We start from the raw sequence: 25,530 nt of genomic DNA, 5'->3' as shown, positions 1-25,530 counted from the left end.
TTATCCATTCATCACAGTAGAATTGTAAACGGGCCCTAAGTTAATGCCAAAGTACACTATAAGTAATAGTAATACACCGAACAAAGTACAGTAAATAGCTTTGCGCCCTCGCCATCCCCATAAATAACGCCCCAACAACAGAGCCCCAATAATCGCCCATGCCGCAAGCACAATTACCGCCTTCTGCAATATCACAGCGTCACTCAATAAAATGGTGTGAAATGAATAAAGACTGGTAGCCAACAGCAAACTCAACAACACAAACCCAGTTGTGAGCATCTGAAATAATAATTTCTCCATCGTGATTAAGGGGGGCAATTTGTGAAGTAACGTTCCGCCTAGTTTTGTACGCAATACCCGTTCTTGAATCGCCAACAAAATGGCTTGAAAGCCAGCCACACACATGACCGCAAAGGTAATTACTGACAAAAAAATATGAAACAATTCGGAAGGTCGCCCACCCGTTTTAATAATAAATCGACTGGGAAATCCCACTACCAATAAAATGGAGAAGATAGCCAATGGAAAAATAAACAGTGCGAGCATATCGACTGGCTTGAATAGAATGATAAGCAGAACTAATAATGATACCAACCATACTACCAGCGATAACATATTAAAAACGGTAAGATTTTGACCAGATACAAGATCAATCCAGTGATGCAATAACAGAGCATGTAACGCAACTGCCACAAAGCCCAGTAGCACCATCCAAATTTTGGTACCCTTGATTCGGTTAAACAAGCTTAAGCCCTGGGCCACGCTCGCGCTAGCATACATGGCAATTGTAAGGATTGATAATGAGCTGATATTCATCCAAGCAAGGATATCATATTTAGGGATTGGGGACTGGGGTAACTCGCGTTATAATGCCCTTCTAATTTGAATAACGTAAGACAAACCATGTTCTCAAACCTCAGTGAAAAATTAACAAAAAGCATCAACAACCTACGCGGCTTGGGCCGCCTCACCGAAGATAACATTCAAAGCGCCCTGCGCGATATCCGCACAGCACTCATCGAAGCTGATGTGGCGCTACCCGTTATAAAAGACTTCATCGAGCAAGTACGCGAAAAAGCGCTCGGCCAAAAAGTCATCGGGAATGTACGCCCGGGCGATGCGCTTGTGAAAGTCGTTCAAGACGAATTGGTCCACATTCTCGGTGATGAACAATCTGAAATTAATCTCAAACAACAACCACCGATCGTCATTGTCATGGCTGGCTTGCAAGGCTCCGGTAAAACGACAACGGTTGCAAAACTAGCGCGCTGGTTGAAAGACGTTAAAAAGAAATCGGTGATGGTAGCTTCTGCCGACGTTCATCGTCCCGCCGCTATCGAACAATTGGAAACGTTAGCTAAGCAAATTAGTGTGAAATTTTTCGAAACGAAATCCGATCAAAAACCAGTAAACATTGCTAAAGCCGCTTTAAATGCTGCAAAAACGCAATTTTCTGATGTATTAATTCTCGATACGGCAGGTCGAATGCATGTTGACGATGCATTGATGAAAGAAATTCGTCAAATTAATGATGTCATTTCGCCGACGGAAACATTATTAGTTGTCGACAGCATGACAGGTCAAGACGCCGCAAACATCGCAAAAACATTTAACGACACCTTACCATTAACGGGCGTCATCCTCACAAAAACTGACGGCGATGCACGCGGAGGTGCCGCACTATCGATGCGAATGATTACCGGCAAACCGATCAAATTCGTAGGTGTCGGCGAAAAAATCGATGCGCTCGAACCTTTTCATCCGGATCGAATTGCCTCACGTATTTTAGGCATGGGTGATATCGTCAGTTTAGTCGAACAAGCCCAACAAAAAGTCGACGAAAAACAAGCGAAAAAAATCGCAAAAAAACTTAAAAAAGGCAAACGATTCGACTTCGACGATTTTTTAACACAACTCGAACAAATGAAAAAAATGGGTGGCATGAAATCACTCCTCGGCAAGTTACCCGGCACGGGTCAATTGCCAAAGGGTGCTGCCGCGATGATGGACGATAAACTACTCATAAAAATGCAGGCCATGATTCAGTCGATGACATTAAAAGAACGTCATTTCCCTGCCCTAATTAATGGTTCGCGCAAACGCCGCATCGCCAATGGTTCCGGCACGCAAATCCAAGACGTGAATAAGCTATTAAAACAATTCACTCAAATGCAAAAAATGATGAAGCGCATGAAGGGCGATAAAATGATGAAACAAATGAAACGCATGCAAGGCCAACTACCTCCCGAATTGATGGGCAAACTCCCACCCGGCTGGGATAAATAAGACGACTACGTGCCCTCGGGATGTGGAGTGCCATCATCCGTGTCACCCCAAACGATGTCATCCCGAACGAAGTGAGGGATCTCGTGAGCGCAGCAATGTGTTATGTTCATGTAGAGCTGACGAGGTTACGTTGAGTCATCCACTCTCAAACAGCATTTCAATTGCGGCAGAGAGGTTGGTGTTACTGTTTTGCGGGCGTAAGTACCATGGACGTACTTAGCAGCCAAGGACGGCGATTCCCGAAAAACAGTAACGCCAATCGCGTAAGCCAAACAATTGAAATTCAAATGAGATTTCTCGCGTTGGTCGAAATAACACCATTTTTTTTCATTCTTGCTAGTGGTTTTAAGCACAGAAGCAATCACCGACCCCAGAACAAACAAGAGACACTCCAACCTTCCATCTTGCTGAAATTTGCCCTAGAATAGCGAACTCGATTCGGGTATCATCCCCGAACTAACTAAATGAATGAGGTAATCTAAGCAGATGGTAGTAATCAGACTCTCACGGACAGGCGGCAATAAACGCCCTTTCTATCATGTGGTTGTAGCGGATAGCCGTTGCTCTCGCGATGGTCGATTCATCGAGCGCGTGGGCTACTATAACCCTATGGCTCGTGGCCAAGACCTTCGCTTGCAGCTCGAACAAGAGCGCATCGACTACTGGGTAGGCCAAGGTGCCAAAGCCTCTGATCGTGTTGCTCACCTCATCAAACAGCTTAAGCAATCTCCTGATAAGGCGCAAAAAGGTGGCCCTAGCCGTAGCGAAATGAAAAAAGCACAGCTCGAAGCTTCTATGAAGGCCCAAAAGAAAGCCGAAGCTGAAGCGAAAAAAGCAGCCGCAGAAGAATCCAAAGAAAAAGTGAAAGCAGAAGCCCAAGAAGACGCTGCAAAAGTTGATGCAGACAAAGAAGCCGAATAACACCGTTATCATGGGGCGCTTTGGGAGCGCCTATGGGGTTCGTGGCTGGCTTAAAGTAATTTCTTTTACCGATCCTATCGACAATCTTCTCGATCATAAAATCTGGCAAATCGAACATAAACGCTTGTGGCAACCAATCACGATTCAAGACGGCAAACGTCATGGTGAATTTTTAGTGGTAAAAATCGAAGGCTGTGATGATCGCGATAAAGCCCGCGAATACACTAACGACTTAATTGCCGTATCTCGTGATGAATTAATCCCTTTAAAACAAGGTGAATATTACTGGACCGACTTAATTGGGCTGCGCGTTATCAATGAAAAAGATATTGATCTCGGCAAAATCGACCACTTAATCGAAACCGGATCCAACGACGTCATGATTATAAAAGATGCTCATAAAGAACGATGGCTCCCCTATATCGATGATGTCGTGAAATCTATAGATTTAGAAAAAAAAGAAATGCGTGTTGAATGGGATGAGGAGTTTTAGGAATCAAGCTCTGGAGTTACCTTTGAAAATAGCTTTAATCACAATTTTCGCGGAGATGTTTCAGGCATTAAATTATGGAATTGTCGGTCGCGCCATTCGCGATAAATTAATCGATATTTCCTACTGGAACCCACGCCACTACACCACCGATGTGCATCATACCGTGGACGATCGCCCCTACGGCGGGGGTCCCGGCATGGTCATGAAATTTGAGCCTCTTGCTAAGGCGATTCAAGCTGCCAAAACACAGCTCGGTGCAAATGCCAAAGTCATTCATTTATCGCCGCAAGGAAAATCATTAACGCAACAAGCCGTACACGAACTGATAAGCGACCACCTACCTTTAATTTTGATTGCCGGTCGCTATGAAGGGATCGACGAGCGATTGATTGAAGAGCTAGTTGATGAAGAATGGTCCGTCGGCGACTACGTCGTTAGCGGCGGCGAAATCCCAGCTATGATCCTGATTGATGCCATGACCCGGCTCCTACCCGCTGCGCTAGGACACGCAGAATCAGCGCCTCAAGACTCCTTTTCCTCTGGCTTGTTAGACTATCCCCACTACACCCGACCCGAATCCATCGGCGGTCAGGCCGTGCCAGACGTGCTGTTGAGTGGCGACCATGCTGCAATTGCCCGTTGGCGATTAAAACAAGCGCTCGGAAGGACTTGGCAAAGGCGTCCAGATCTGATAAAAAGACGTTCCTTGACTAAACAAGAGCAAGCATTACTAGACGAGTTCATCATAGCGAACTCACGTGACGAGGAAACATCATGAGCAACATCATTCAAGCGATTGAAAGCGAACAAATGAAGGATAAGCAGATTCCGGCTTTTAAAGCAGGCGATACAGTCGTCGTGCAAGTTAAAGTAAAAGAAGGTAACCGTGAACGACTTCAAGCATTTGAAGGTCTCGTCATTGCAAAACGCAATCGTGGACTCAACTCTGCATTCACCGTTCGTAAAATTTCACACGGTGAAGGGGTGGAACGTGTTTTCCAAACTTACAGTCCAATGATTGCAAGCATTAAAGTTGAACGTCGTGGCCATGTGCGTCGTGCTAAACTTTATTACTTACGTAACCTACGCGGACGTAAAGCAAGGATTAAGGAAAAAGTATAGTGGAATACGAAGCTACGGTTTCGACTCGTATTGGAAAAATCGGCTTACACACTTCCCAAGATCGTCTAACTGGAATCGATTTTGTGAGTGAAGACTACTCTATTCTAAAACCCAAAACGGTTATCGCGAAAAATGCCGTTGAGCAACTCCTTTGCTACTTTGCTGACCCCGCGTATCGATTCGATATTCCGCTTGAATTAAAAGTCACTGAATTTCAACTCAGCGTTTTAAATGCCTTACAACAAATTCCTGTGGGCAGCACACGCAGCTATAAAGACATCGCTAAAATATTAAATACCAGTCCGCGTCCTGTGGGCGCAGCTTGCCGCGATAATCCAATCCCGATTATTATTCCTTGTCATCGCGTGGTATCTGAAAAAGATTTAGGTGGCTACAGCGGTAAAAAGAAAGGCCCCATGCTCGAGATTAAACGTTGGTTGCTCGAGCATGAAATGGCTTTATTTTAAAGCCGTATACGTATACCCATTCGGCAAGACGCCACTCCCTCCCGGACCCGTCACCGCAACGTCCACACTGCCTGTCAACAGATGAAGGGGTGTTGCACATGTGATCGTCGTGTCATTCACTACCGTCACACTCGTCGCAGCAACCCCATCAAAAGTCACTCCCGTTGCTCCAGTAAAACCACTGCCGGTAATTGTTACACTTGTACCACCCAAAAAACTGCCGCTGCTCGGACTCACATTAGTCGGATTCGGGATTGGGTTTTCAAACGTAAACCCGTCTTCCAAAACACCTATACCACCGGGCCCGAAGACTAAAACGTTTGTTAAGCCCGCCGAATGAGCCGGTGTTGTACATGTTATTGTATTATCATCCACAACGATTAGATTTGTCGCCAGACTAAGAGCAAAAGTGACCTCGGTTACTCCAGTAAAACCACTACCGGTAATTGTTACATTTGTACCTCCCGAGGTAGAGCCGCTGTTCGGGTTGATACTAGTAGGATTTGGGATCGTCTCTTCATACGTAAAGCCATCGGTTAAGGTACCCGAACCGCCCGGACCTGTCACCGCCAGATTGACACTGCCCGCCGCATGCGCCGGGGTCGTACACGTAATAGTTGTATCATTCACTACCGTGAAATCCGTCGCCGCCACGCCATCAAAAGTCGCGCCCGTTGCGCCTGTAAAGCCAGTGCCTGTAATTGTCACCGCCGTACCACCCGCCGTGCTGCCGGTGTTCGGATTCACCGTCGTTGGATTTGGGGTTGGGTTTTCATACGTAAACACATTCGTTACAGTGCCCGAACCGCCCGGACCTGTCACCGCCACGTTCACACTGCCTGCCGCATGCGCCGGGGTCGTACACGTAATGGTTGTATCATTCACTACCGTGAAATCCGTCGCCGCCACGCCATCAAAAGTCGCGCCCGTTGCGCCTGTAAATTGGACTTTGGATAAATAAAATCCCTTGCCAGTTAGGACAATAATCAAAAAATGTGAGTTTCTAAATCTTAAGCTGTTTTTTGCAGCAATTCGTAGAATTTCTCAGGTGTAAAATTTATTTTATCCAACCATGATTTTACTATCCCAATCAAATCCTCTATTTTTTCAGGGTCTGAGTTTTGCGTCTTTTCTTCAGTCCTCTGAATCGTTTTAATTTTTGAGTTGCTATTTTTGAAAATAGCAGGATGTCGCGTGCGTTTCCCCTGCGTATCACCTTTGGTTCTGCCTTGCGGATTACCGCGTGGTTTGCAGAGATTAGCAGGCGTGCCAACGGTATCAAGCACCGTAGAAAAACCCCGTTGCGTTTGTGAAGGGGTCGCAGTTATTGATGGTTTTTCGTTATCCACTTGGAAGCTCGGCAAATACCGCTCCCATTTTTTCGGTAAAATCGGGGCAAGATTCCTCGCTAGATAAAGTTGCGTATACGCTAATGCTGTCATCCGCCACCAATCTTCTTCGTGCTTAACATCCGGTGTTTGGTATCGGTCAAATAACAGTTTGTCTTTACCAAAACGAAAGTAGTGTTCAATGTCATAGCGTCTATCGTAATAGTGATAGGCTTCTAATGCTGTGATTTCATTACGTCGTTCACCAGCGAGTCCTAACCAGAGTGGATTTTTATATAAAGATTTACCGTTAGCATCAACCGCAACCAATTGCACAACAGTAACAGGATGCTCATATCCTTTAAATTGCTTTGAACCACGCAGTAATTGGTCACGCCATATTTTAATCTCCAATTGGTAAGTTTTGCCACTGCGGGTTGTAATGGTTTGCTGCACAATCTCATCGGATTCACGGTGAGTCGTGCTGTCGTTTAGTTTCATCGCATCACCATAGCGTTTTATACTTCCTGAGGTATTATCTTCTATTGATGCGGGCGCGAAAACATTACGGGTACTGTTAAAACGGAAAAGATGTACCCAATTGGGATTTTCGCTAACCAGTTTACGGCAAGCTTCTGTACCATATTTTGAATCAGCCACGCTAACCACCAATTTATGAGTAAGCGCTAAGTCTGCAATACAACGGTTAATTTGCTGCATCCCAACTACATTGCCTTTTTCATCGCTTTTAACGCGCCTCGTATCCAGTGGAACTAACCAATGCTTTTCTTGAGCTGCACCATCATTGGGCAATAGTGATACCGTTGAATATTCATGTCCAATGGTAATCGGTTTGTTACCCGGTGCTGGATTAGGGCTGTAAACCACATGGCGATCTTCAACACAGTGTGCACTTTGACGCGACTGTGGTGTCGTATCCGCAATAATGATCACACGGTCATCGCTATGACTCACATGTTCATATTGTATTTTCATCATGCTATCCCAACAATTTGCTACCGACAAACCATCGCTAATCGCCTCGGTAATACTACTGTATTCACGTTCAAAGTATGGCGATTCACATAATTCTATGGGTGTTTTGCAGCGATGGCCATGGCTTGAAAGGGCATCGAGTAAATTCATATTGGCATCGCGTCGCGCGGGGAAGATGTTGTAGAGGAATGTACGGAATTGTTTTAGTTTTTCTGTCGCTAACATCGTTTGTTCCTTATTTTATTTTTTCGAACAAACGTTGTTTACAACGTAAAATTTTTTTTCGGTTTCTATGTCAAGCAATTTTTAATTATTTTTATAAATTTATCCAAAGTCCAATTTAATGAGAAATCGTACAACTGTGATCATTGATCGGCTTAAAACGGCGATTGAGATGGCAAGGATTGAGGCGGTTGAACAACACCATTTGATTCGATTTTGTGCTAGCGATGATCGTAAAACCTGTGGTGGTGCTTGGCAGCAGGGGCAAATTATTCAAAACTTGGATACGAATGAGATATTGAAAGTCTATCCAGGCTTGCCAAAAGGCTATCAGTTAATTTGGAAAAGTGCGTTTCAGCGCAATCGCTATTTGGATTTTAATACCGAAGGATTTACACAGGGTCAGCAGGGTACTTTTTACTGTTGTGTTGATCATAATCTACAATATTCTCGGGGTTTAGTCGTTTCACAAAGTGGTCGTGTGCGCGAATTGGATGATGCGGAAAAATTAGGAATTGTATGTGGGCATGACACCGTTTCCTAATCCCTACTCCCCACCACTTAATCATGATAAAGTTTACATTTTTGCTGACAACTAGGAAGCGATGTACATGAGAATTATTCTTTTAGGTCCACCGGGAGCGGGTAAAGGCACGCAAGCAGAGCTTCTCGCTTCACGGTTTGATATCCCAAAAATCTCAACGGGGGATATGTTACGCGCTGCTGTTAAGGCAAAAACACCACTAGGGGTTGAGGCGAAAAAAATTATGGATAGCGGTAAATTAGTTTCTGACGAAGTAATGATTGGATTAGTGCAGGAACGAATTGCTGAGCCCGATTGTGCTAAAGGCTTTTTACTAGATGGCTTTCCGCGGACTATCGCACAGGCTGATGCGCTTCGTGATGCCCATATTAAAATCGATTTTGTGATCGAAATGGATGTTCCCGATGAAGAAATTATAGAACGTATGAGTGGCCGGATGGTGCATCCTGCGTCAGGGCGAACTTATCATCGTATTTATAATCCTCCCAAAGAAGCAGGCACAGATGATGTGACCGGTGAGCCATTAATTCACCGTGATGATGATGAGGAGGAAACCGTGCGTAAACGTCTTGAGGTTTATCGTGAACAAACCCAACCTCTAGTTGAATATTATCATCGGTGGGCAGATTCGGGAGATTCCAGCGCGCCAGAATACTATCGTATTTTGGGGGTTGGTCCACTGGAAACAGTGTCAAAACGATTGTTCCAAATCTTATTGGGAAGTAACAAAGCAGGAGGCTTGCATGAATTTAATAAAACTGACTCATAAAAACTTTGATGATGTCATCGCCAAACACGATTTAATCGTAATCGACTTTGGTGCACAGTGGTGTGCGCCTTGTCGGTCATTTGAAAAAGTGATTTCACAGGTTGCAGAGCAATATCCCGATGTTATGTTTGGTAATGTCGATATTGATGCTGAAAAAGATTTGGCGCAAGAGTTTCACATTCTGTCGGTGCCCTCTGTGATGATCTTGCGCGATCGAGTGATTGTCTTTGCAGAATCGGGTGCCATGACGGGCACGGTGCTCTCAAAATTAATTCGACAAGCTCAAGCGATTGACCCGAAGACATTGAAAAATGTGGTCGATCAGGAAGGGGGATAAAAATATAATTTAGTGTATAGCTATGCTATAAAAAAAACCCACAAATGTTACTCTGCGGGTTTTTTGAATTAGTCTGAATCAGACTATTTTTTCTTTCGAGGGCGTCCTCTTCGACGTCTTGAAGCTGTTTTCGTTGCTGCAGCTTTTTTTCGTGGTCTACCTCTACGGCGACTACTAGATTTGCGAGCAGCGGCTCTCTTTTTAGGGCGACCTCTGCGTTTCGTCTTGCGAGCAGCAGTTTTTCTACGCTTCGCAGATTTACGCTTTTTGCCTCGATGAGCAGGTTTACCTGCTTTAGCAGCTGCTTTCTTAAGCTTACTTAATTTACGAGCAGCGTCTTTTTTAGCTTTGGTAAGCCTTTTTTCAGCGGCACGTAATTTTTTACGTGCATGGTCGCGTTCTTTAAGAACTTTTCTCAATCTTGCTGCACTAACAGTGCTAGCTCGTTTTGAACGTCCTCTCTTTGCTGTTTTTCTTCTCTTTCTTGCTGGCATCTTTTTCTCCCTGATTAGCTTAATAAAAAACGACAATTATATTTTACAATAAGAATCAATAAGATTAAACATTTAGTTGTCATTTTTTGATGATTTTAATAGAAAAATCAGCAAAAAATGATAGAATTTTGGTGTTTTGGACCGGTTTGGAGGGAAAAATGAGGCTTTTCAGGGAAATCAGTGCTATTTTGTTAGGAGCAGTGCTCTGTTTCGCCGCTTCTAGTGCGGCTTTCGCGACCGCCGCCTCAATTGTTGGAAATTGGCAGACAGTTGATCACAAAACCGATCGTCCATCGAGTATTATTCAAATTTGGGAATATAAAGGGAAGTTTTTCGGTAAAGTTGCGAAGATTTATTCTGAAAACGGGCACAAAATCACGGATCGTTGTGCGCGTTGCAAGGACGCATTACGAAACAAACGGATTCTCGGACTCGTAATAATTGCAGATATGGTTTTTAATAAGGGGATGTATACCGGTGGAAGGATTTTAGATCCCATCAACGGTAAAATCTATCATTGCCGTGCCAAAGTCACCTCTGATGGACGCCGACTAATGCTAAGAGGTTATATCGGAATTCCATTGTTGGGTCGAACGGACACTTGGATAAGAGTGCCAAATCACTCTTAAAAGCATCTGTTGTGTTAATCTTCTTTCTAAATATAGCACCAGTTGACTAGTTTTCATCTAAAGCGGAACATTATACGAATGGTTGAGCACAATATTGTATTTTCAGTTTTTCTCATTTTTGCAGGCGCAGCGGTTTTGTCGACATTCGCTTTGCTAACGCGTCAATCCATGTTGGTTGCCTACATGCTGTTGGGGATATTGTTGGGCCCGTTTGGATTGAAGCTCATTGGTGATACCGAGCTTGTTAAGGCTGTCAGTGATGTTGGAATCATCTTTTTATTATTTTTATTAGGTCTGAATCTGCCGCCTCAAAAGCTATTGTTTATGTTTAAGAAAATCACTTGGGTTGCTCTTATCAGTTCGATCATTTTCGCTGCGATCGGATATTTAGTGGGTTGGTTGAGTGGATATACGACGATTGAGTGCTTAGTCATCGGTGCAGCCATGATGTTCTCCAGTACTATTATCGGTATTAAACTGTTGCCAACGACGATACTGCATCATCAGCATACCGGTGAGGTTATGATCAGTGTGCTCCTACTTCAGGATTTAATTGCTATTGCTGTTTTGTTATTGATGCACGGCTCATCGGGCGGTGGCGCGGTGTGGAGCGATGTTAGTTTAGTGGTGCTCGGGTTCCCTGCGATTCTTATTTTTGCCTATCTTGTTGAACGATTTATATTGCTGCGGCTGTTTTCTCGTTTTAATCGCATCAAAGAGTACATGTTTCTGATTGCGATTGCGTGGTGTTTGACGATGGCACAGCTTGCTTCTTTATTGGGGTTATCGGCTGAGATCGGTGCATTCATTGCGGGAGTCAGCTTGGCGACGAGCCCGGTTTCTGTTTACATCGCTGAAAGTTTAAAGCCGGTACGTGATTTTTTCCTGGTAATGTTTTTCTTTTCTGTCGGTGCCGCCTTTGACTTGCAGTACCTACCAATGGTTATTATACCCGCCATTATCTTAATGGTAGTGCTGTTAGCCGTTAAACCTGTCACCTATCGTTATTTATTGGGATGGGTGGGCGAGTCAAAACAAGTCTCGTGGGAAGTGGGTGTTCGCTTGGCCCAGGTGAGTGAGTTTTCTCTCATTATTGCCTACGTAGGGTTGAGTACTCATATCATTGGTAATTCCGCAGCATACTTAATTGAAGCGACAACAATTTTATCCTTTATGGTCTCATCGTATTGGGTGGTGATGAAATATCCAACACCCGTAGCGATGTCTGATCGTTTGAGGCGGGATTAGGTGCTAGGTTTCCCGTCTTATGAGTTGGATTTGCTAAGAAGGTTTATTTCGGCGAAAATGGCATCACTTAGCTAAAGTCAAACGAGGAGCTCTAAATGGCCTTAACTGCGCTATTAATTTGTTTATTTGTTCAGCGAATTTTGCACTTTGATAGTCATGGCCGACAATTCAATTGGTTTGAATATTACTACGAATGGATGAAAGCTCGCTTTTCAAAATCAACGTCATGGTATGGCCTGCTCGGCGTACTGACTGTTGTGCTACCTGCCTTGGCTATTTTTATTTTGTTTGCGGTCTTTATTTACTATGTCATCGGTATGATTGGATATTATATTTTGACTCTCCTCGTCCTTTGGTATTACTTAGATGCAAGGCCGCTCATGAAAGGAAGTCACCAAACGACAGTTCAAGAATTATTAGAGCAATCTTATCAAGGCATTTTCCCCATTGTTTTTTGGCTGCTAATATTTGGCGTTGCTGGAGTGGTTATGTATGCCTTGGTGATCAGCATGCGCAGTCATTTGGACAAACTGGGTCAGGGCGATGTTGAAAAAGATTTATTAGAAGCAACCGATAAGGTGCAGGGTGTGTTGGATTGGATTCCAACACGGTTATTAGGAATTACCTATGCGCTTGTGGGCCATTTTGGGCCTACTTTTAAAGTTTGGTATCAAAATCTTTTTACCGGCATTGACCATACACGTGAGCAATCTGCTGAATGTGGTTTGGTGGCGCTCAACTTTGTGGATCAATCAAATCAGCCTGCAACGGATGATCAGGTTTCAGCGGTTCAAAACCTGATAAATCGATCTTTGTTCGTTTGGTTGGTTGTCATTGCTCTATTTACGATAGGAATGTGGCTAGGTTGACTGGCTCAGCCCCTCGATCCTGGTTTCCTTCTATGATATCCTTGCTGTCGCAGTTTTAGGTCGTGTCTTCAAAGCATAGTTCGATTCTTTTTTCGCTCCTCTTAAGCTTTGCGGATATAACTTAGCGAGTAAACAACCATATATACATAGATATAGGTATAAGATGCCCGACGATATTACCAAATCTTCACAAGATGTTGATCCAATAGAGACAAAAGAGTGGACCGATGCTCTGGATTCTGTAGTCGAATATGAAAGTGCTGACCGTGCTAAATTCATACTAGATAAAGTATGGGATCATGCAAAATCCATTGGTGTAAAGGTGCCAGCAGGAATTACTACACCTTACCAGAACACTATTCCAGCAGATCAAGAAGCTAAGCTTCCAGACGATGGCCAGATGATGGAAAAAACCACCGACTATATGCGTTGGAATGCGTTGGCCATGGTGATGCGCGCATCGCGTAAAAAAGAAGGTTTGGGTGGTCACATCTCGACTTACGCATCGATTGCGAACTTATTTGAAGTGGGCTTAAATTATTTCTTTCATGCCGATGATCTTGTATTTTTTCAAGGTCACTCTGCCGAGGGGATCTACGCGCGTGCTTACCTCGAAGGCCGTCTTTCAAAAGAGCAGCTCACTAATTTTCGTCAAGAAGCTTTTCAAGATGGTATTTCATCCTACCCACACCCTTATTTAATGCCTGAGTTCTGGCAATTCCCAACTGTATCGATGGGATTAGGGCCGTTGATGGCAGTGTATGAAGCGCAAATGTTGAAATACATGCACAACCGCGGACTTTCCAATGCCGAAAATCGAAAAGTTTGGGCCTTTATTGGTGATGGTGAAACGAATGAGCCTGAAACCAAAGGCGGTATCTTAGTAGCCGCACGTGAAAAATTAAATAATCTGATTTTTGTGATTAACTGTAACTTGCAGCGTTTAGATGGTCCCGTGCATGGCAATGGAAAAATCATTCAAGAACTAGAAGGTTTATTCCGTGGTGCTGGTTGGCGTGTCATTAAGCTTATTTGGGGCAGCAGTTGGGAAAAAATATTTGCAAAAGATAAATCAGGTTTATTGCTAAAATGCATGGATGAAATGGTTGATGGTGAATTCCAAGCGTGTTGTGCTCACGGTGGCGCTTACATGCGTGAACATTTATTTGGAAAACATCCAGAATTATTAGAACTCGTGTCTGACATGAGTGATGCAGAACTCGAAAAATTAACCGATGGTGGCCATGATCCACAAAAAATATATGCAGCTTACGCCGAAGCAATTAAGGATTGTGGAAAACCGACTGTTATCTTAGCAAAAACGATTAAAGGTTATGGTTACGGTAAAGAGGGGCAAGCGCAAAACATCGCACATAACTTAGAATCAATCAGTGATGAAGGTTTAAAAGAATTCCGCGATCGTTTTAAATTACCGCTATCCGACGAACAAGTATCCGCATTAGAGTTTTATAAGCCGGAAGATAATAGCCCTGAAATTCAATATCTGCGTAAACAACGTGAAAAACTTGGTGGTTCTTTGCCTGCGCGTGATACGTCGTGTGACTCACTAGAAGTGCCAGAGTTAGAAGCGTTTGAGGGAATTTTAGAAGGTACGGGTGATCGTGAAGTATCAACGGGCGCATCGTTTTCACGCATCATGATGGTGCTGATGAAAGATAAAAATATCAAAGAACGAATTGTGCCGATTGTTGCGGATGAAGCACGAACCTTAGGTTTGGAAGGACTTTTCCGACAAACCGGCATTTACGCAGTCGAAGGGCAAAAATACAAGCCTGAAGATAGTGAGAAATTAGTTTCTTATCGTGAAGATAAAGCCGGGCAAGTGCTACAACAAGGTATTTCCGAAGCTGGTGGTATGGCCAGTTGGATTGCTGCGGCAACCGCTTATATTGATCATCACGTTGCTATGATTCCATTCTATGCCTACTACGCCATGTTTGGTTATCAACGCGTGGGTGATTTTGTTTGGGCAGCGGGCGACATGCAAGCGCGTGGTTTTATTATTGGTGGTTTAGCGGGACGCACGACGTTAGCAGGCGAAGGCCTGCAACATCAGGACTCTCATAATTTATTAATGTATAGCATGGTGCCATCGTGTCGTTCTTACGACCCAGCGTTTGGTTATGAAATGGCGGTTATCATTCAAGATGGTTTGCGTCGCATGTATAAAGAGCAGGAAAATGTTTTTTATTACATCACCATGATGAATGAAGTTTATAAACATCCGCCCATGCCAAAAGGTGCTGAAGAAGGCATTGTGAAAGGCATGTATTTATTTAAAAAAGGCAATGATAAGGCTAAAAAACGCGTCCAATTATTAGGTGCTGGCGCAATCTTGCGTGAAGTCATTGCTGCGGGTGAATTATTAGAAAAAGACTTTGATGTAGCTGCCGACATTTGGAGTGTGCCAAGCTTCAATCTGTTGCGACATGACATCGAATCAACCGAGCGTTTCAATCGATTGCATCCTGGTGAGAAGCCTAAGCAAAGTTATGTTGAAACGTGTTTGGAAAAACAGCAAGGTCCCGTTATTGCGACTACCGACTATATGAAACTCTTAGCGAATCAAATTCGTGAAGCGGTGAAACAGCCTTATTATGTGTTGGGAACCGATGGGTTTGGTCGCAGCGACTCTCGCCGCAACTTACGCGATTTCTTTGAAGTCGATGCCAAAATGATTGCTTATACAGCATTGAAAGCATTGGCAGATCAAGGTGATTATTCAAAAGATGATCTTTTGAAAGCGTTGAAGAAATTAAATATTGATCCTAAACGGCCCGATCCTTGGACCGTATAAGCTTGCCTGAAGGGGGGAAAAACGTGGCAAATGCGATTGAGCAAGTCTTAGTGCCGGATCTCGGCGGTGCCGAGGATGTTGAAGTCATCGAAATTTTAGTGAAACCCGGCGACAAAGTCGCTAAAGATGACTCCATGATTACGTTGGAAAGTGATAAAGCGAGCATGGATGTTCCTGCGCCGTTTGATGGGGTTGTTAAAGATATTCAAATTAAAGTCGGCGAAAAAGTGAAGGAAGGCACTAAAATATTGACGTTGAATGTGGGTGAATCGGAAGAAAAAGCTGAAAAATCTGATTCTGAGAAAACAGAGAAAAAATCGGCATCTTCAAAAGGTGAGGCGACCGAACAAGAAGTGCGTGTGCCCGATTTAGGCGAAGCAAGCGATGTAGATGTTATTGAAATTGCGGTAAAACCCGGTGATAACATCGCAAAAAATGATTCATTGATTACGCTTGAAGGCGATAAAGCCAGTATGGATGTGCCATCTCCTTTCACCGGTCAGATAACAAAAATTAATATAAAAGTCGGTGATAAAGTTTCAACGAACGACCTGATTTTATCGATGAAAACAGCGGACGGCGAAGAAAAAGAAGAAAAAACAGTTGAAAAGGCAGCGCCTTCTGAGAAAGAAACAAAAGCAGAAACGAAACAAGAACAAGCGCCTGAAGCTAAAGAAGCTAAAGAAGCTAAAAAAACAGAAACTCAATCGACTAAAGGTTTTGGTACATCTGTGCATGCGGGTCCTGCTGTGCGTCGAATTGCGCGCGAATTTGGCGTCAACCTCACTAAAGTTCGTGGTTCTGCCGCTAAAGGTCGTATTATAAAAGAAGACGTTCAGCAATTTGTAAAATCACAATTAAAAATTGCAGAGCAAGGTGGCGGCATGGGTGGCATTTCAATAGCGCCTGCTCCCAAAATTGATTTTTCTAAATTTGGTGCGGTTGAAACAAAACCGTTATCAAAAATTAAAAAATTAACGGGCGCAAACTTAAGTCGCAACTGGGTGACTATTCCACATGTCACACAATTTGAAGAAGCCGACATCACAGAAATGGAAGCTTTTCGTAAAAGCCAAAAGGGACAAGCTGAAGCTCAAGGTATTCGTTTAACGCCACTTGTTTTTATCATGAAAGCGGTTGTCGGTGCGTTAAAAGAATTTCCTGCGTTTAATGCCTCGCTGGATCCAAGCGGTGAAAATTTAATTTTGAAAAAATATTTTCATATTGGTGTGGCAGTTGATACACCCAATGGTTTGGTCGTGCCGGTAATTCGTGATGTTGACCAAAAGGGACTATTTGAGCTCGGCAAAGAGCTCGGCGAAATCAGCGAAAAAGCGCGTGAAAAAGGCCTCGGACTTACCGACATGCAAGGTGGATGCTTTAGCATCTCGAGTTTGGGCGGTATTGGTGGTACAGCATTTACGCCGATCATTAATGCACCAGAAGTCGCTATATTGGGTGTTTCGAAAATGCAATGGAAGCCCATATGTGACAAAGAAGGTGTGTGCAAAACACGTTTGATGATGCCGCTGAGTTTATCTTATGATCATCGCGTCATCGATGGTGCCGAGGCAGCACGATTTATCGTATTTTTAGCAAACCGCTTAGCGGATATTCGAACTTTATTACTCTGATTACACTGAGAGGAGTTTTGAGAAAACTATGACGAACGAAATAACAACCGAATTGGTGGTGTTGGGCAGTGGCCCGGGTGGTTATGCAGCAGCTTTTCGCGCTGCAGATTTAGGTAAAAAAGTTGTTTTAGTCGAACGCTTCGATAGTATCGGTGGTGTTTGTTTAAATGTCGGTTGTATTCCATCGAAGGCATTATTACATGTGGCTAAAGTGATCGATGATGCCGAAGAAGCAGCGCCGTTTGGTGTTGATTTTGGCAAGCCTAAAATTGACGTTGAAAAAGTGCGTGACTGGAAAAATAAAGTCGTTAGTAAGCTCACCGGCGGACTCAAAATGATGGCCAAACAACGTAAAGTAGACGTTGTCACAGGTTATGGCAAATTTATCGATGCTAACCATCTCGAAGTGGATAACGGCAAAGACAAAAAAACCATTAAATTTGATGAAGCAATTATTGCGGTTGGTTCACTGCCCGTCAAACTACCGTTTATTCCTGAAGATCCCCGCATTATCGATTCAACCGGCGCATTAGAATTAGAAGATGTGAAAGGCCATATGCTCGTCTTGGGTGGTGGCATCATCGGTTTGGAAATGGCGACCGTTTATCATGCGTTGGGTGCCAAAATTAGTATTGTTGAAATGATGGATCAGATTATTCCGGGTGCAGATGCCGATATCGTGAAGCCGCTCTATCAACGTATTTCAAAACGCTATGAATCCATTCTGCTGAAAACGAGCGTTACTAAAGTTGAAGCAAAAAAAGATGGTTTATATGTCACGTTTGAAGGTGAAAATGCACCGGATAAACCGCAAAAATTCGATCGTATTTTAGTGTCGGTAGGTCGCCGTCCGAACGGTAAACGCATCGATGCTGAAAAAGCGGGTGTTAATGTTGATGATCGCGGCTTTATTGCTGTTGATAATCAAATGCGAACGAATGTTTCAAATATTTATGCGATTGGTGATGTGGTGGGTCAACCGATGTTGGCGCACAAAGCTACGTATGAAGGACGATTAGCCGCAGAAGTTGTAGCGGGCAAGAAACATTTTAACGATGCACGTTGCATTCCTTCGGTTGCATACACCGATCCTGAAGTGGCGTGGGTTGGTCTCACCGAAAACGAAGCGAAAAAACAAAACATCAAATATGAAAAGGGTGTTTTCCCGTGGATGGCAAGTGGTCGTGCACTGTCGTTGGGGCGCAGCGAAGGGTCCACAAAATTATTATTCGATGAACATGGCACGGTTATCGGTGGTGGTATCGTGGGTGTTAATGCCGGCGATTTAATTTCAGAAGTGGCATTAGCCATTGAAATGGGTTGTGATGCAGAAGATGTCGCATTAACTATTCATCCACATCCGACGTTGTCAGAAACAGTGATGATGGCGACAGAAATGTATGAAGGCACCATTACTGATTTGATTTCACCAAAGAAAAAGGAATAAGTGGACGAGGATTTGTTTATCCTCTCCAAACTGCTCGAGCACAACACCACACCTCGATGTGCTCGACGCCATTTTTCCGCAAGAGCTTGCTTAATTCGATGAGGGTGTTTCCAGTCGTCATGACATCATCGATGATCGCCACGCGTTTTGTGGCGATTGATTTTTTTAACGCAAATGCATTTTTTAAGTTATGATGCCGTTTTTTTGCGGGTAATTCACTTTGCGGTTGTGTATCTTTGCTGCGTATGCAGCTTTTATAATCGAGTGGTAAATGTAATTTCTTGGCGATGGGTTTGGCAATTTCTAACGCTTGGTTAAAACCCCGTTGACGTAATCGTCGCCGATGTAAAGGAACAGGAATAATGCAGTCCGGCCATGAATTAGGCGACTGAATTTTACTTATTTTTATTTTCTCGGCTAGCAAATTTCCCAGCATGTTGGCATACAATAATTGTCGGTTAAACTTGAGTTGTGTGATGAATCTAGTGATTGGTGGGGTATAAGTCAATAATGCCAATGTATGTTTGAAGGGTGGCGGTTTAGTGAGACACACGCCACAGAGCATGCTGGATCGTTCGATGCGCGCCATGGAGAGCGAAGCGAAGGCGCGTATTCCGCGGTAGGCTCGGATTTTTTGCCGAGCGTAAGCGACTGCAAAAAATCTTTACGAGCCGTCAAGTCATTTGAGAGCCCGTGCGTAGTCGAGCCGTGAGGTCGCGGAGCGCGGGCGACGAGGACGTCCGCGGCTATTTAAGTTGTCGCGTATTGCGAGTCGATTATTGACAGGGATGGCAATAATCTATCACGAGCATCGCGACACGCTTGTGCCTTCAATCGGTAACCCACATTGATGACAGCTATTTTTATTCCAAGGTAATTCCTCGATACAGTCTTTGCATACGGCAAGATCACTGGTTATCGAGCGACACAACAAGCAGTAGTTCGGCCAAAGCCACTGAATGTATTTTCTCATCCGATGATTCTAAACAACCGTGATTTAGCGGGCCATACCGGGGTAAAAGCGAATGGAACCTTGCAGAAAGCCTCCCAGCGATTACAATAGATCCATTGTGAACATTACCCAAGAAATATCCGAACGTCTATTGGAGCGCCTTGACTATATGCGGCTTCAACCTGCGCGCATCGCGGTTTTAGGTGCTGACGCGCTGCGTAACGCCGAGCAACTCAAACAACGTTACCCCAAAGCCGACATTGTCACCTCAATGCCTCTCGATAAACAGTCCGTTGACTTGATCGTTTCAAATCTGGCGCTGTATCAGTCCTCGGCTGTTGGAGAGTTATTACAATCACTGGCGCTGGCGTTAAAGCCAGAGGGCCTGTTTTTGTTTACGACGTTGGGTCCTGATACCTTTAAAGAACTGAGTCTGACTCATGATGCTTTCTTTGATATGCATGATATTGGCGATGCATTAATTTATTGCCAATTAATGGAGCCGGTCATGGACATGGAATATCTCACCTTACAATATGCATCATTAACACTTTTGCAGGACGATTTAAATTCATTAGGGCTAACGTTCGATGTAAAAACGATGCCGGCTGAAGTGACTTTTGAATTAATTTATGGTCATGCCTGGGTGTCGCCGCAAAAAAATACGGCGAGTTTGAATGAATATGGTGAAGCGGTCGTGTCTGTCGATGCCATTCGCTCATCAAGAAACTAAGTCACTATGTGCCTTCTGGATGTGAGGAAAAAAATGCCGAAAATCAAAAAGACCGAAGCAGAATGGAAAAAACAATTAACACCCGAAGAATATCATGTGGTGCGTGAAAAGGGCACCGAATTACCGTTTAGTGGGAAATACGATAAGTGTAATGAAAAAGGTGTTTATCATTGCATAGCGTGTGGCGCATCTTTATTTTTGTCCGATGACAAATACGATGCGGGTTGTGGTTGGCCGAGTTTTACGAAGCCTGTTAAAAACGAAGTTGTTGAAGAACACGCGGACGATTCCATTCCCGGCAGACCACGCACAGAAATCGTGTGTCACCAGTGCGATGCCCATTTGGGGCATGTTTTTGATGATGGCCCCGCACCGACGGGTCAACGGTATTGTATTAATTCCGTTGCGTTGAAATTAGAAAAAAAATAACGATACCACGTGCCTCAGGATGAAAAGTGTGATAACACTCCGAAGTACAATTAGGGTGTAGTTACTTTATTTTTCTTAATGAAGGTGTGGGAGAAACGTCGTCCACGCGGCTAGTAGGGTAAACGCACCCGCAACAATAGCACCAAGCCGTAGCGTGAGTCTGTGCTCTAGATTCTTCATGTCGAGCTTGAACTCAGTGCGAACCCCTTCAAGCTCAGACCTGAGCTCAACACGGAATTTTTCAAGCTCAGATTTGACTTCACGGATATCTTGTTTAGACGCAAAATTTTGTGTTACATAATTATTTAACATTTCCACCTGCACTTCAGCTTGAACTTCAGCAATTCTAGAGTCAAGGCCTGCTGCTTTTAATTTTTTGGCATAAGCTAATGTGTCAAAAGCAACCTGTGTCATTAGGCATTCCTCAATTTTAATTGTAACACAGAAAATTTTACATCGAATATTTAAAATTCAAAATACCGTAGTTTAAATCATCATGGAATATTTCAACTTGTTATTACAAGCGATAGCGAGGAATCTTTAAAAAGTGCGTTGCATGATAAAATGGCTGAGCTCTTTTAAATAACGTAAGTTGTCCGCTATATTGTCTAACGTTGTGAGCGCAGCTTCAAAAAGCGATTCTAATTGTTTTTTAATGGCATCGCTGTCCGCATTGATATCGTTATCAAAAATATCGTCTTGCATTTGAAAGACTAATCCCATCAGCGTGGCAAAATGATCAAGGGCATTGACTTGTGAGTCTGTGCAGTTTGCGGCGATGGCGCCTAATTTTACGCTTGCTTTAATGAGTGCACCGGTTTTTAGCGCGTTAATTTTTTCGATGTCAGCAGCGCTTACCGTTTTTTCTTTTGACTCTAAATCGAACTGCTGTCCACCCGTCATGCCGTGTATACCACATGCGCTGGCGAGTGTCTGAACCATCATTAACTGTTGTGATGGTGAATATGAGGCATTGGGTTGTGACAATAATTCAAATGCTAAACTTTGCAGTGTGTCGCCTGCGAGGATAGCGGTTGCTTCGCCAAACATTTTATGACAGCTCGGTTTGCCGCGTCGCATATCGTGATCATCCATCGCTGGTAAATCGTCATGAATTAATGAATAAGCATGTATGAATTCGACTGCGGTCGCTGGAGCGTCTAAACTTTCCGGCGTTGCATTAAAACTCAATCCTGTAGCATAAACTAATAGCGGTCGAATGCGTTTTCCTTTTCCCAATACAGCATAATGGATGGCTTTGTGCAGTTGTTTGGGTTCTTGATCCTCGGGTGGCAAGTGGTGTTGCAAACCCTGCTCGATACGCTGCCCACAAGTTTGTAAAAATTCAGTAAAAACAGGTGTGTTAGTCGTCATCGTTATCGTCTGGTTGATAAGGTTTTAAGGTATCCCGCCCATTTTCTTTCGTTAATATTTGGACTTTCTGCTCAGCGGTTTTTAACGCTGTTTGGCACTCGCGAATTAAGTTAATCCCTTCTTCAAAATTCTTAAGTGATTCTTCTAACGATAAATTTCCACGCTCCATTTTTTCCACTAAGTCGTTGAGTTTATTGAGTGATTTCTCAAAATCAACGCTGTCAGTTTTTTTACGCGGCATGATCGACTTCCTGCTAAAAGAGCCTTATACGGTAACTCATATCCGATGGAGGGTCAAATAGGAACGTTAGTCTTCGCCTGCTATAGAATTCGCGAGGACGTCGCGGGCAAGCTTTGCATCTTTGGCCTCGACGAGTAACTCAATTCTGCCCATGGGTTCGGGCTCCGAGAGTAGATCGCCTTGGAGTTTGCAATGGACGCCATTAGTTTCGAGCAACTCTCTAGCGCGGTAGGCATCCGTGGCATTCGTATACAATTCGATGGTGATCATATTCACTCCTCTGCGTCTGTTTCACCATTCTTCATTTTTATAGTATAGTCGAAGGAATTAGCATTTCAATTGCAACAGAGAGCTTGGAACGGCGTTCGTGCAGTCGAGAGGCCTACTTTTGTGGTAAAGAGTATGATATCATAGCGACCTGACTTTGAATAAATAGAGGAGAAGAGGGTGGCAATAGCATTTTTAGTAGGGCGTGATGAAAAAGGTCAGAAAGGTTTCGACTGGTTTTCTCAAAGTTTTAATCAAGCGTTATTGGCGCTGGATCCTAATTTGGATATTCGATCGTGGCCAGATGTGGGCAATCTTGAAGATATTACCTGTGCCATTGTATGGCAGCATCCACTGGGTGTGTTAAAAAAATTCCCGAATCTTAAATGTATTATCGCTGCTTCGGCGGGTGTAGACCACGTTTTTGTTGATCCCGACCTTCCTAAAAATGTACCTATTGTGCGAGTAATCGACCCTTTTATGGCTAATGACATCGTGCAATATGTTGTCGTGTCGGTTTTGAATTACGTCAAACGTATTACCTACTATTTAAAACACCAATCTGAAAGAATGTGGTTGAAAAAACCGCCCTTTACCTTTTCTGATAAAACAATAGGCATAATGGGCTTGGGTTTTTTGGGTGAAAAGACAGCGAAGATGCTTCGCTCGCTTAATTTAAATGTGATTGGCTGGAGTAATTCGCGTAAAAATATTGACGGTGTAAAAAGTTTTGTAGGTCCTGATGAATTTGATGACTTTCTATCTCAAACGGGTATTTTAATTTGCATGCTGCCGTTGACCGCTAAAACTGAAAATATTCTCAATAAAAAAACGTTTTCCAAGCTTCAAAAAGAGGCTTATTTGATAAACTTGGCGCGTGGGCAGCACCTGGTTGAAGAAGATTTATTGGCTGCCTTAGGAACGGGTCAATTGTCAGGCGCTTGTTTAGATGTCTTTCGTGAAGAGCCGCTTCCATCCGATCACCCGTTTTGGATGCACCCTAAAATTCAGATAACACCGCATATTGCATCAGTAACCAACCCCGAAACAGCAGCGCCGCAAATTCTGGATAATTATCATCGCGCTTTAAAAGGTGCCGAACTTTTAAATGTAGTTGATGTGAGTAAAGGTTACTGAAAATTCAATTTTAATTTTCTGGGGCATGTGTGGATGTCATGAGGTGAGAAAATTGCTCACTCGCTTTAAAAGTCTCATGCCTTGTAATAATTCCTACAATACTGTCTGCAGTTTTGTCGCCGTGTTTTTTCATGACGATCACTGCATTGGCATTTTGCGCATTTATTTTTTCAATCACTGTTTGCCAAGGCGTTTTTTCAGTAACCACAATGAATTTTTTCCCGATGAGTTGATTGGGGTCGATGTCTGAAATTAAATAATTAAGCTCGGGGCGTATCACGCCGAGAACTTCATTATTTTCTCTGACAATTGCATAAGAGAGAGAGGACTCACCGCTTTGCTGCTGTATCCAACTGTTAATTTCATCAGGGGTAATTAATACAAAATCCCGCGACATGATTTCGCTCGCGCGCTTTATGCCGTGTATTGCAGCTTGTAAGCCTTGAGGAATCGTGACGCCACGCCGATAGAGTTTCAACGTGTAAATGCTTTGAGTCGAGATTTTTGTACGCACGAAATAGGCTAATGCGACAGTGAGCACAATAGGGAGAATGCTATTGTAATTACGAGTTTGTTCAAAAGTCATGGTAATGGCTGTTAATACGGCGCCGGTTGTTCCGCCCACCATCGCAGCCATGCCCGCAATAGCAAAAACAGGCTCAGGAATATGCAGGCCGGGGAATAAATAATTCATGAAGCCGCCATAAGTGGCACCGAGGCAAGCACCTAAAAATAGTGACGGTGAAAAAATTCCACCGGAGGCGCCCGTGCCAAGCGTGAGTCCGGTTGCGAGCATTTTCAGCATGAAAAGAGTCAGTAAAAACCAGGGGTTTGATAGTGTGGTATTTAAAATATCGATGATGGTGGCGTAGCCAACCCCCTCAACGTAATAATGACCGGAGAAGCGCATCATCAAATACAACATGATGCCAATCAGAAACATGCCGGCCATGTGGCGCCAATAAGGATTACGGATTAACTTTGCAGATTGATCTTCAAACCAATAAATCGATTGCGTGAAAATTGCGGCTGCAATGCCTGCGAGTATGCCAAAAGGCACAAACGCCATGATGCTATTGGGTTTGATGGCCTAGCTAAAAGCGTTCTCTAAACCCGGGACATAAAACGAAGGTGAGTTACCCAAAAAATAATGGCTAATGACGGTTGCGGTTACTGTGGCGATCGCGATTATCGTCACATTTACAGCGCTGACACTAATCAGCAATAATTCAATCGCAAAGGCCATGGCTCCAATCGGTGTATTAAACGTTGCCGAAATAGCGGCGGCGGCCCCTGCTGCAATTAACACGATCCGTTGGCGCGCTGCAATGTTAATGACTTGCCCCATCAAAGAACCAAAAGCCGAGCCAATTTGAATAATCGGACCCTCGCGACCTACCGAGCCTCCGGTGCCAATTGAAATCGAAGAAGCAATAGATTTTACGGCAGCCACAATGGGTCGAATTCGGCCTTCACGATGATAAATCGCGTCGAGCACTTCTGGAACGCCATGCCCGCGTGCTTCTGGAGCGAACGTGTTCGTTATCCATGAGACGATCAGGGCGCCCAAGACAGGTACAAAAATAATGCCAACTCCCCAAACGCTTTTTAACGTATGAACATTAGCATCAAAAAAGACGCTCAGTTTTCCACTGAATGTGAGATTGTGAATAATCCCAATCATGCCGCGAAAAACAATGGCACCAAAACCACTAATAATACCAATCACCACGGCGAACATGGCTAGGTAAAGAATGTTTAAATGCTTTTCAG

28 protein-coding genes and 2 pseudogenes are annotated in these 25,530 nt (G+C 43.8%); 18 read left to right on the top strand and 12 right to left on the bottom strand.

Annotated features, from left to right (window positions below):
* Complete coding sequence (locus tag ACJMKR_RS09260; RefSeq protein WP_423062811.1) at nucleotides 1–816, bottom strand: cytochrome C assembly family protein; 816 nt, start codon at nucleotides 814–816, stop codon at nucleotides 1–3.
* Between the two features lie 87 nt (nucleotides 817–903).
* On the opposite strand from ACJMKR_RS09260, the gene ffh reads away from it, so the two are divergent.
* The 6 genes and pseudogenes from ffh (at nucleotide 904) to ACJMKR_RS09230 (ending at nucleotide 5,289) form a co-directional block, all read left to right on the top strand.
* Nucleotides 904–2,286 carry a signal recognition particle protein gene (gene ffh / locus ACJMKR_RS09255; RefSeq protein WP_423064227.1) on the top strand — a complete coding sequence of 461 codons (1,383 nt, stop codon included), beginning with the start codon at nucleotides 904–906 and terminating at the stop codon, nucleotides 2,284–2,286.
* A gap of 486 nt (nucleotides 2,287–2,772) precedes the next feature.
* Nucleotides 2,773–3,027 (top strand): annotated as a pseudogene (gene rpsP, locus ACJMKR_RS09250) (30S ribosomal protein S16); the annotation flags it as partial.
* Between the two features lie 157 nt (nucleotides 3,028–3,184).
* Nucleotides 3,185–3,700, top strand: coding sequence for a ribosome maturation factor RimM (gene rimM / locus ACJMKR_RS09245; RefSeq protein WP_423062810.1), 516 nt, complete (start codon nucleotides 3,185–3,187; stop codon nucleotides 3,698–3,700).
* On the top strand, nucleotides 3,687–4,478 hold the full coding sequence (gene trmD, locus ACJMKR_RS09240) for a tRNA (guanosine(37)-N1)-methyltransferase TrmD (RefSeq protein ID WP_423062809.1): 792 nt from the start codon (nucleotides 3,687–3,689) through the stop codon (nucleotides 4,476–4,478). Before rimM ends, trmD begins: the two co-directional genes overlap by 14 nt.
* A complete protein-coding gene (gene rplS, locus ACJMKR_RS09235) occupies nucleotides 4,475–4,822 on the top strand; it encodes a 50S ribosomal protein L19 (protein WP_423062808.1) in 348 nt (115 codons plus the stop codon). The genes trmD and rplS overlap by 4 nt, the downstream gene beginning before the upstream one ends.
* Nucleotides 4,822–5,289 (top strand): methylated-DNA--[protein]-cysteine S-methyltransferase, encoded by a 468-nt coding sequence (locus tag ACJMKR_RS09230; protein WP_423062807.1) that lies wholly within the window; start codon nucleotides 4,822–4,824, stop codon nucleotides 5,287–5,289. Before rplS ends, ACJMKR_RS09230 begins: the two co-directional genes overlap by 1 nt.
* On the opposite strand, the gene ACJMKR_RS09225 is transcribed toward ACJMKR_RS09230, so the two are convergent.
* Together ACJMKR_RS09225 and ACJMKR_RS09220 are read right to left on the bottom strand one after the other, a co-directional pair.
* Nucleotides 5,281–6,279: an IPT/TIG domain-containing protein gene (locus ACJMKR_RS09225; protein ID WP_423062806.1), complete on the bottom strand. Its 999-nt coding sequence runs from the start codon at nucleotides 6,277–6,279 to the stop codon at nucleotides 5,281–5,283. The two genes, ACJMKR_RS09230 and ACJMKR_RS09225, sit on opposite strands and share 9 nt — an antisense overlap.
* 20 nt (nucleotides 6,280–6,299) lie before the next feature.
* Nucleotides 6,300–7,838 carry a transposase gene (locus tag ACJMKR_RS09220; RefSeq protein ID WP_423062805.1) on the bottom strand — a complete coding sequence of 513 codons (1,539 nt, stop codon included), beginning with the start codon at nucleotides 7,836–7,838 and terminating at the stop codon, nucleotides 6,300–6,302.
* A gap of 169 nt (nucleotides 7,839–8,007) precedes the next feature.
* Here ACJMKR_RS09220 and ACJMKR_RS09215 point away from each other — a divergent pair, with 169 nt between their 5' ends.
* The 3 genes from ACJMKR_RS09215 to ACJMKR_RS09205 all read left to right on the top strand — a co-directional run bounded on the left by ACJMKR_RS09215 (nucleotide 8,008) and on the right by ACJMKR_RS09205 (nucleotide 9,485).
* Nucleotides 8,008–8,379 (top strand): GspH/FimT family protein, encoded by a 372-nt coding sequence (locus ACJMKR_RS09215; RefSeq protein ID WP_423062804.1) that lies wholly within the window; start codon nucleotides 8,008–8,010, stop codon nucleotides 8,377–8,379.
* Between the two features lie 61 nt (nucleotides 8,380–8,440).
* Entirely contained in the window at nucleotides 8,441–9,148 is a 708-nt protein-coding gene (gene adk / locus ACJMKR_RS09210; RefSeq protein WP_423062803.1) for an adenylate kinase, read from the top strand.
* On the top strand, nucleotides 9,123–9,485 hold the full coding sequence (locus ACJMKR_RS09205) for a thioredoxin family protein (RefSeq protein WP_423062802.1): 363 nt from the start codon (nucleotides 9,123–9,125) through the stop codon (nucleotides 9,483–9,485). The genes adk and ACJMKR_RS09205 overlap by 26 nt, the downstream gene beginning before the upstream one ends.
* An 83-nt stretch (nucleotides 9,486–9,568) precedes the next feature.
* On the opposite strand, the gene ACJMKR_RS09200 is transcribed toward ACJMKR_RS09205, so the two are convergent.
* Entirely contained in the window at nucleotides 9,569–9,979 is a 411-nt protein-coding gene (locus tag ACJMKR_RS09200; RefSeq protein WP_423062801.1) for a nucleoid-structuring protein H-NS, read from the bottom strand.
* An 89-nt stretch (nucleotides 9,980–10,068) separates the two neighbouring features.
* Here ACJMKR_RS09200 and ACJMKR_RS09195 point away from each other — a divergent pair, with 89 nt between their 5' ends.
* The 6 genes from ACJMKR_RS09195 to lpdA all read left to right on the top strand — a co-directional run bounded on the left by ACJMKR_RS09195 (nucleotide 10,069) and on the right by lpdA (nucleotide 18,624).
* Entirely contained in the window at nucleotides 10,069–10,608 is a 540-nt protein-coding gene (locus ACJMKR_RS09195; RefSeq protein ID WP_423062800.1) for a DUF2147 domain-containing protein, read from the top strand.
* A gap of 78 nt (nucleotides 10,609–10,686) precedes the next feature.
* The gene (locus ACJMKR_RS09190) at nucleotides 10,687–11,856 is read left to right on the top strand and encodes a cation:proton antiporter (RefSeq protein WP_423062799.1); all 1,170 of its coding nucleotides are present in this window, start codon (nucleotides 10,687–10,689) and stop codon (nucleotides 11,854–11,856) included.
* Nucleotides 11,857–11,951: 95 nt separating this feature from the next.
* The gene (ampE, locus tag ACJMKR_RS09185; RefSeq protein WP_423062798.1) at nucleotides 11,952–12,725 is read left to right on the top strand and encodes a regulatory signaling modulator protein AmpE; all 774 of its coding nucleotides are present in this window, start codon (nucleotides 11,952–11,954) and stop codon (nucleotides 12,723–12,725) included.
* Between the two features lie 163 nt (nucleotides 12,726–12,888).
* Nucleotides 12,889–15,543 carry a pyruvate dehydrogenase (acetyl-transferring), homodimeric type gene (gene aceE, locus ACJMKR_RS09180; RefSeq protein WP_423062797.1) on the top strand — a complete coding sequence of 885 codons (2,655 nt, stop codon included), beginning with the start codon at nucleotides 12,889–12,891 and terminating at the stop codon, nucleotides 15,541–15,543.
* Between the two features lie 23 nt (nucleotides 15,544–15,566).
* On the top strand, nucleotides 15,567–17,177 hold the full coding sequence (aceF, locus tag ACJMKR_RS09175) for a dihydrolipoyllysine-residue acetyltransferase (protein ID WP_423062796.1): 1,611 nt from the start codon (nucleotides 15,567–15,569) through the stop codon (nucleotides 17,175–17,177).
* A 28-nt stretch (nucleotides 17,178–17,205) separates the two neighbouring features.
* The gene (gene lpdA / locus ACJMKR_RS09170; RefSeq protein WP_423062795.1) at nucleotides 17,206–18,624 is read left to right on the top strand and encodes a dihydrolipoyl dehydrogenase; all 1,419 of its coding nucleotides are present in this window, start codon (nucleotides 17,206–17,208) and stop codon (nucleotides 18,622–18,624) included.
* A 16-nt stretch (nucleotides 18,625–18,640) separates the two neighbouring features.
* On the opposite strand, the gene ACJMKR_RS09165 is transcribed toward lpdA, so the two are convergent.
* From ACJMKR_RS09165 to ACJMKR_RS09155, 3 genes are all read right to left on the bottom strand, one after another.
* The gene (locus tag ACJMKR_RS09165; protein WP_423062794.1) at nucleotides 18,641–19,060 is read right to left on the bottom strand and encodes a ComF family protein; all 420 of its coding nucleotides are present in this window, start codon (nucleotides 19,058–19,060) and stop codon (nucleotides 18,641–18,643) included.
* Nucleotides 19,061–19,128: 68 nt separating this feature from the next.
* Entirely contained in the window at nucleotides 19,129–19,302 is a 174-nt protein-coding gene (locus tag ACJMKR_RS09160; RefSeq protein WP_423062793.1) for a hypothetical protein, read from the bottom strand.
* Between the two features lie 124 nt (nucleotides 19,303–19,426).
* Entirely contained in the window at nucleotides 19,427–19,597 is a 171-nt protein-coding gene (locus ACJMKR_RS09155; RefSeq protein ID WP_423062792.1) for a double zinc ribbon domain-containing protein, read from the bottom strand.
* A 148-nt stretch (nucleotides 19,598–19,745) separates the two neighbouring features.
* On the opposite strand from ACJMKR_RS09155, the gene ACJMKR_RS09150 reads away from it, so the two are divergent.
* Nucleotides 19,746–20,309 (top strand): methyltransferase domain-containing protein, encoded by a 564-nt coding sequence (locus tag ACJMKR_RS09150; protein ID WP_423062791.1) that lies wholly within the window; start codon nucleotides 19,746–19,748, stop codon nucleotides 20,307–20,309.
* Nucleotides 20,310–20,342: 33 nt separating this feature from the next.
* Nucleotides 20,343–20,738 carry a peptide-methionine (R)-S-oxide reductase MsrB gene (gene msrB / locus ACJMKR_RS09145; protein ID WP_423062790.1) on the top strand — a complete coding sequence of 132 codons (396 nt, stop codon included), beginning with the start codon at nucleotides 20,343–20,345 and terminating at the stop codon, nucleotides 20,736–20,738.
* 75 nt (nucleotides 20,739–20,813) lie between these two features.
* Here the strand turns inward: msrB and ACJMKR_RS09140 are convergent, their stop codons facing one another.
* From ACJMKR_RS09140 to ACJMKR_RS09125, 4 genes are all read right to left on the bottom strand, one after another.
* A complete protein-coding gene (locus tag ACJMKR_RS09140; protein WP_423062789.1) occupies nucleotides 20,814–21,152 on the bottom strand; it encodes a hypothetical protein in 339 nt (112 codons plus the stop codon).
* 126 nt (nucleotides 21,153–21,278) lie between these two features.
* Complete coding sequence (locus ACJMKR_RS09135) at nucleotides 21,279–22,112, bottom strand: polyprenyl synthetase family protein (RefSeq protein ID WP_423062788.1); 834 nt, start codon at nucleotides 22,110–22,112, stop codon at nucleotides 21,279–21,281.
* Complete coding sequence (locus tag ACJMKR_RS09130; RefSeq protein ID WP_423062787.1) at nucleotides 22,102–22,353, bottom strand: exodeoxyribonuclease VII small subunit; 252 nt, start codon at nucleotides 22,351–22,353, stop codon at nucleotides 22,102–22,104. The genes ACJMKR_RS09135 and ACJMKR_RS09130 overlap by 11 nt, the downstream gene beginning before the upstream one ends.
* Before the next feature lie 66 nt (nucleotides 22,354–22,419).
* On the bottom strand, nucleotides 22,420–22,623 hold the full coding sequence (locus ACJMKR_RS09125; RefSeq protein WP_423062786.1) for a DUF2007 domain-containing protein: 204 nt from the start codon (nucleotides 22,621–22,623) through the stop codon (nucleotides 22,420–22,422).
* Between the two features lie 177 nt (nucleotides 22,624–22,800).
* Between ACJMKR_RS09125 and ACJMKR_RS09120 the strand changes: the two genes are divergently transcribed.
* On the top strand, nucleotides 22,801–23,757 hold the full coding sequence (locus tag ACJMKR_RS09120; protein ID WP_423062785.1) for a 2-hydroxyacid dehydrogenase: 957 nt from the start codon (nucleotides 22,801–22,803) through the stop codon (nucleotides 23,755–23,757).
* 10 nt (nucleotides 23,758–23,767) lie between these two features.
* Here ACJMKR_RS09120 and ACJMKR_RS09115 read toward each other — a convergent pair.
* Nucleotides 23,768–25,441, bottom strand: a pseudogene (locus ACJMKR_RS09115) (chloride channel protein).
* Nucleotides 25,442–25,530 lie beyond the last annotated feature (89 nt).

This window comes from Candidiatus Paracoxiella cheracis (assembly GCF_049348705.1).
GTDB classification, from domain to species: Bacteria; Pseudomonadota; Gammaproteobacteria; order Coxiellales; family Coxiellaceae; genus Paracoxiella; species Paracoxiella cheracis.
This window is presented reverse-complemented; position numbering and strand designations above follow the sequence as displayed.

Excerpts from the sequence above, each read along its gene's own strand:
- ACJMKR_RS09260 (WP_423062811.1), bottom strand. The coding sequence starts at position 816 with ATGAATATCAGCTCATTATCAATCCTTACAATTGCCATGTATGCTAGC.
- ffh (WP_423064227.1), top strand. The coding sequence starts at position 904 with ATGTTCTCAAACCTCAGTGAAAAATTAACAAAAAGCATCAACAACCTA.
- rimM (WP_423062810.1), top strand. The coding sequence starts at position 3,185 with ATGCAGACAAAGAAGCCGAATAACACCGTTATCATGGGGCGCTTTGGG.
- trmD (WP_423062809.1), top strand. The coding sequence starts at position 3,687 with ATGAGGAGTTTTAGGAATCAAGCTCTGGAGTTACCTTTGAAAATAGCT.
- rplS (WP_423062808.1), top strand. The coding sequence starts at position 4,475 with ATGAGCAACATCATTCAAGCGATTGAAAGCGAACAAATGAAGGATAAG.
- ACJMKR_RS09220 (WP_423062805.1), bottom strand. The coding sequence starts at position 7,838 with ATGTTAGCGACAGAAAAACTAAAACAATTCCGTACATTCCTCTACAAC.
- ACJMKR_RS09215 (WP_423062804.1), top strand. The coding sequence starts at position 8,008 with ATGGCAAGGATTGAGGCGGTTGAACAACACCATTTGATTCGATTTTGT.
- adk (WP_423062803.1), top strand. The coding sequence starts at position 8,441 with ATGTACATGAGAATTATTCTTTTAGGTCCACCGGGAGCGGGTAAAGGC.
- ACJMKR_RS09205 (WP_423062802.1), top strand. The coding sequence starts at position 9,123 with ATGAATTTAATAAAACTGACTCATAAAAACTTTGATGATGTCATCGCC.
- ACJMKR_RS09200 (WP_423062801.1), bottom strand. The coding sequence starts at position 9,979 with ATGCCAGCAAGAAAGAGAAGAAAAACAGCAAAGAGAGGACGTTCAAAA.
- ACJMKR_RS09195 (WP_423062800.1), top strand. The coding sequence starts at position 10,069 with ATGATTTTAATAGAAAAATCAGCAAAAAATGATAGAATTTTGGTGTTT.
- ACJMKR_RS09190 (WP_423062799.1), top strand. The coding sequence starts at position 10,687 with ATGGTTGAGCACAATATTGTATTTTCAGTTTTTCTCATTTTTGCAGGC.
- ampE (WP_423062798.1), top strand. The coding sequence starts at position 11,952 with ATGGCCTTAACTGCGCTATTAATTTGTTTATTTGTTCAGCGAATTTTG.
- aceE (WP_423062797.1), top strand. The coding sequence starts at position 12,889 with ATGCCCGACGATATTACCAAATCTTCACAAGATGTTGATCCAATAGAG.
- lpdA (WP_423062795.1), top strand. The coding sequence starts at position 17,206 with ATGACGAACGAAATAACAACCGAATTGGTGGTGTTGGGCAGTGGCCCG.
- ACJMKR_RS09165 (WP_423062794.1), bottom strand. The coding sequence starts at position 19,060 with ATGCTGGGAAATTTGCTAGCCGAGAAAATAAAAATAAGTAAAATTCAG.
- ACJMKR_RS09155 (WP_423062792.1), bottom strand. The coding sequence starts at position 19,597 with ATGAGAAAATACATTCAGTGGCTTTGGCCGAACTACTGCTTGTTGTGT.
- ACJMKR_RS09150 (WP_423062791.1), top strand. The coding sequence starts at position 19,746 with ATGCGGCTTCAACCTGCGCGCATCGCGGTTTTAGGTGCTGACGCGCTG.
- msrB (WP_423062790.1), top strand. The coding sequence starts at position 20,343 with ATGCCGAAAATCAAAAAGACCGAAGCAGAATGGAAAAAACAATTAACA.
- ACJMKR_RS09140 (WP_423062789.1), bottom strand. The coding sequence starts at position 21,152 with ATGACACAGGTTGCTTTTGACACATTAGCTTATGCCAAAAAATTAAAA.
- ACJMKR_RS09135 (WP_423062788.1), bottom strand. The coding sequence starts at position 22,112 with ATGACGACTAACACACCTGTTTTTACTGAATTTTTACAAACTTGTGGG.
- ACJMKR_RS09130 (WP_423062787.1), bottom strand. The coding sequence starts at position 22,353 with ATGCCGCGTAAAAAAACTGACAGCGTTGATTTTGAGAAATCACTCAAT.
- ACJMKR_RS09125 (WP_423062786.1), bottom strand. The coding sequence starts at position 22,623 with ATGATCACCATCGAATTGTATACGAATGCCACGGATGCCTACCGCGCT.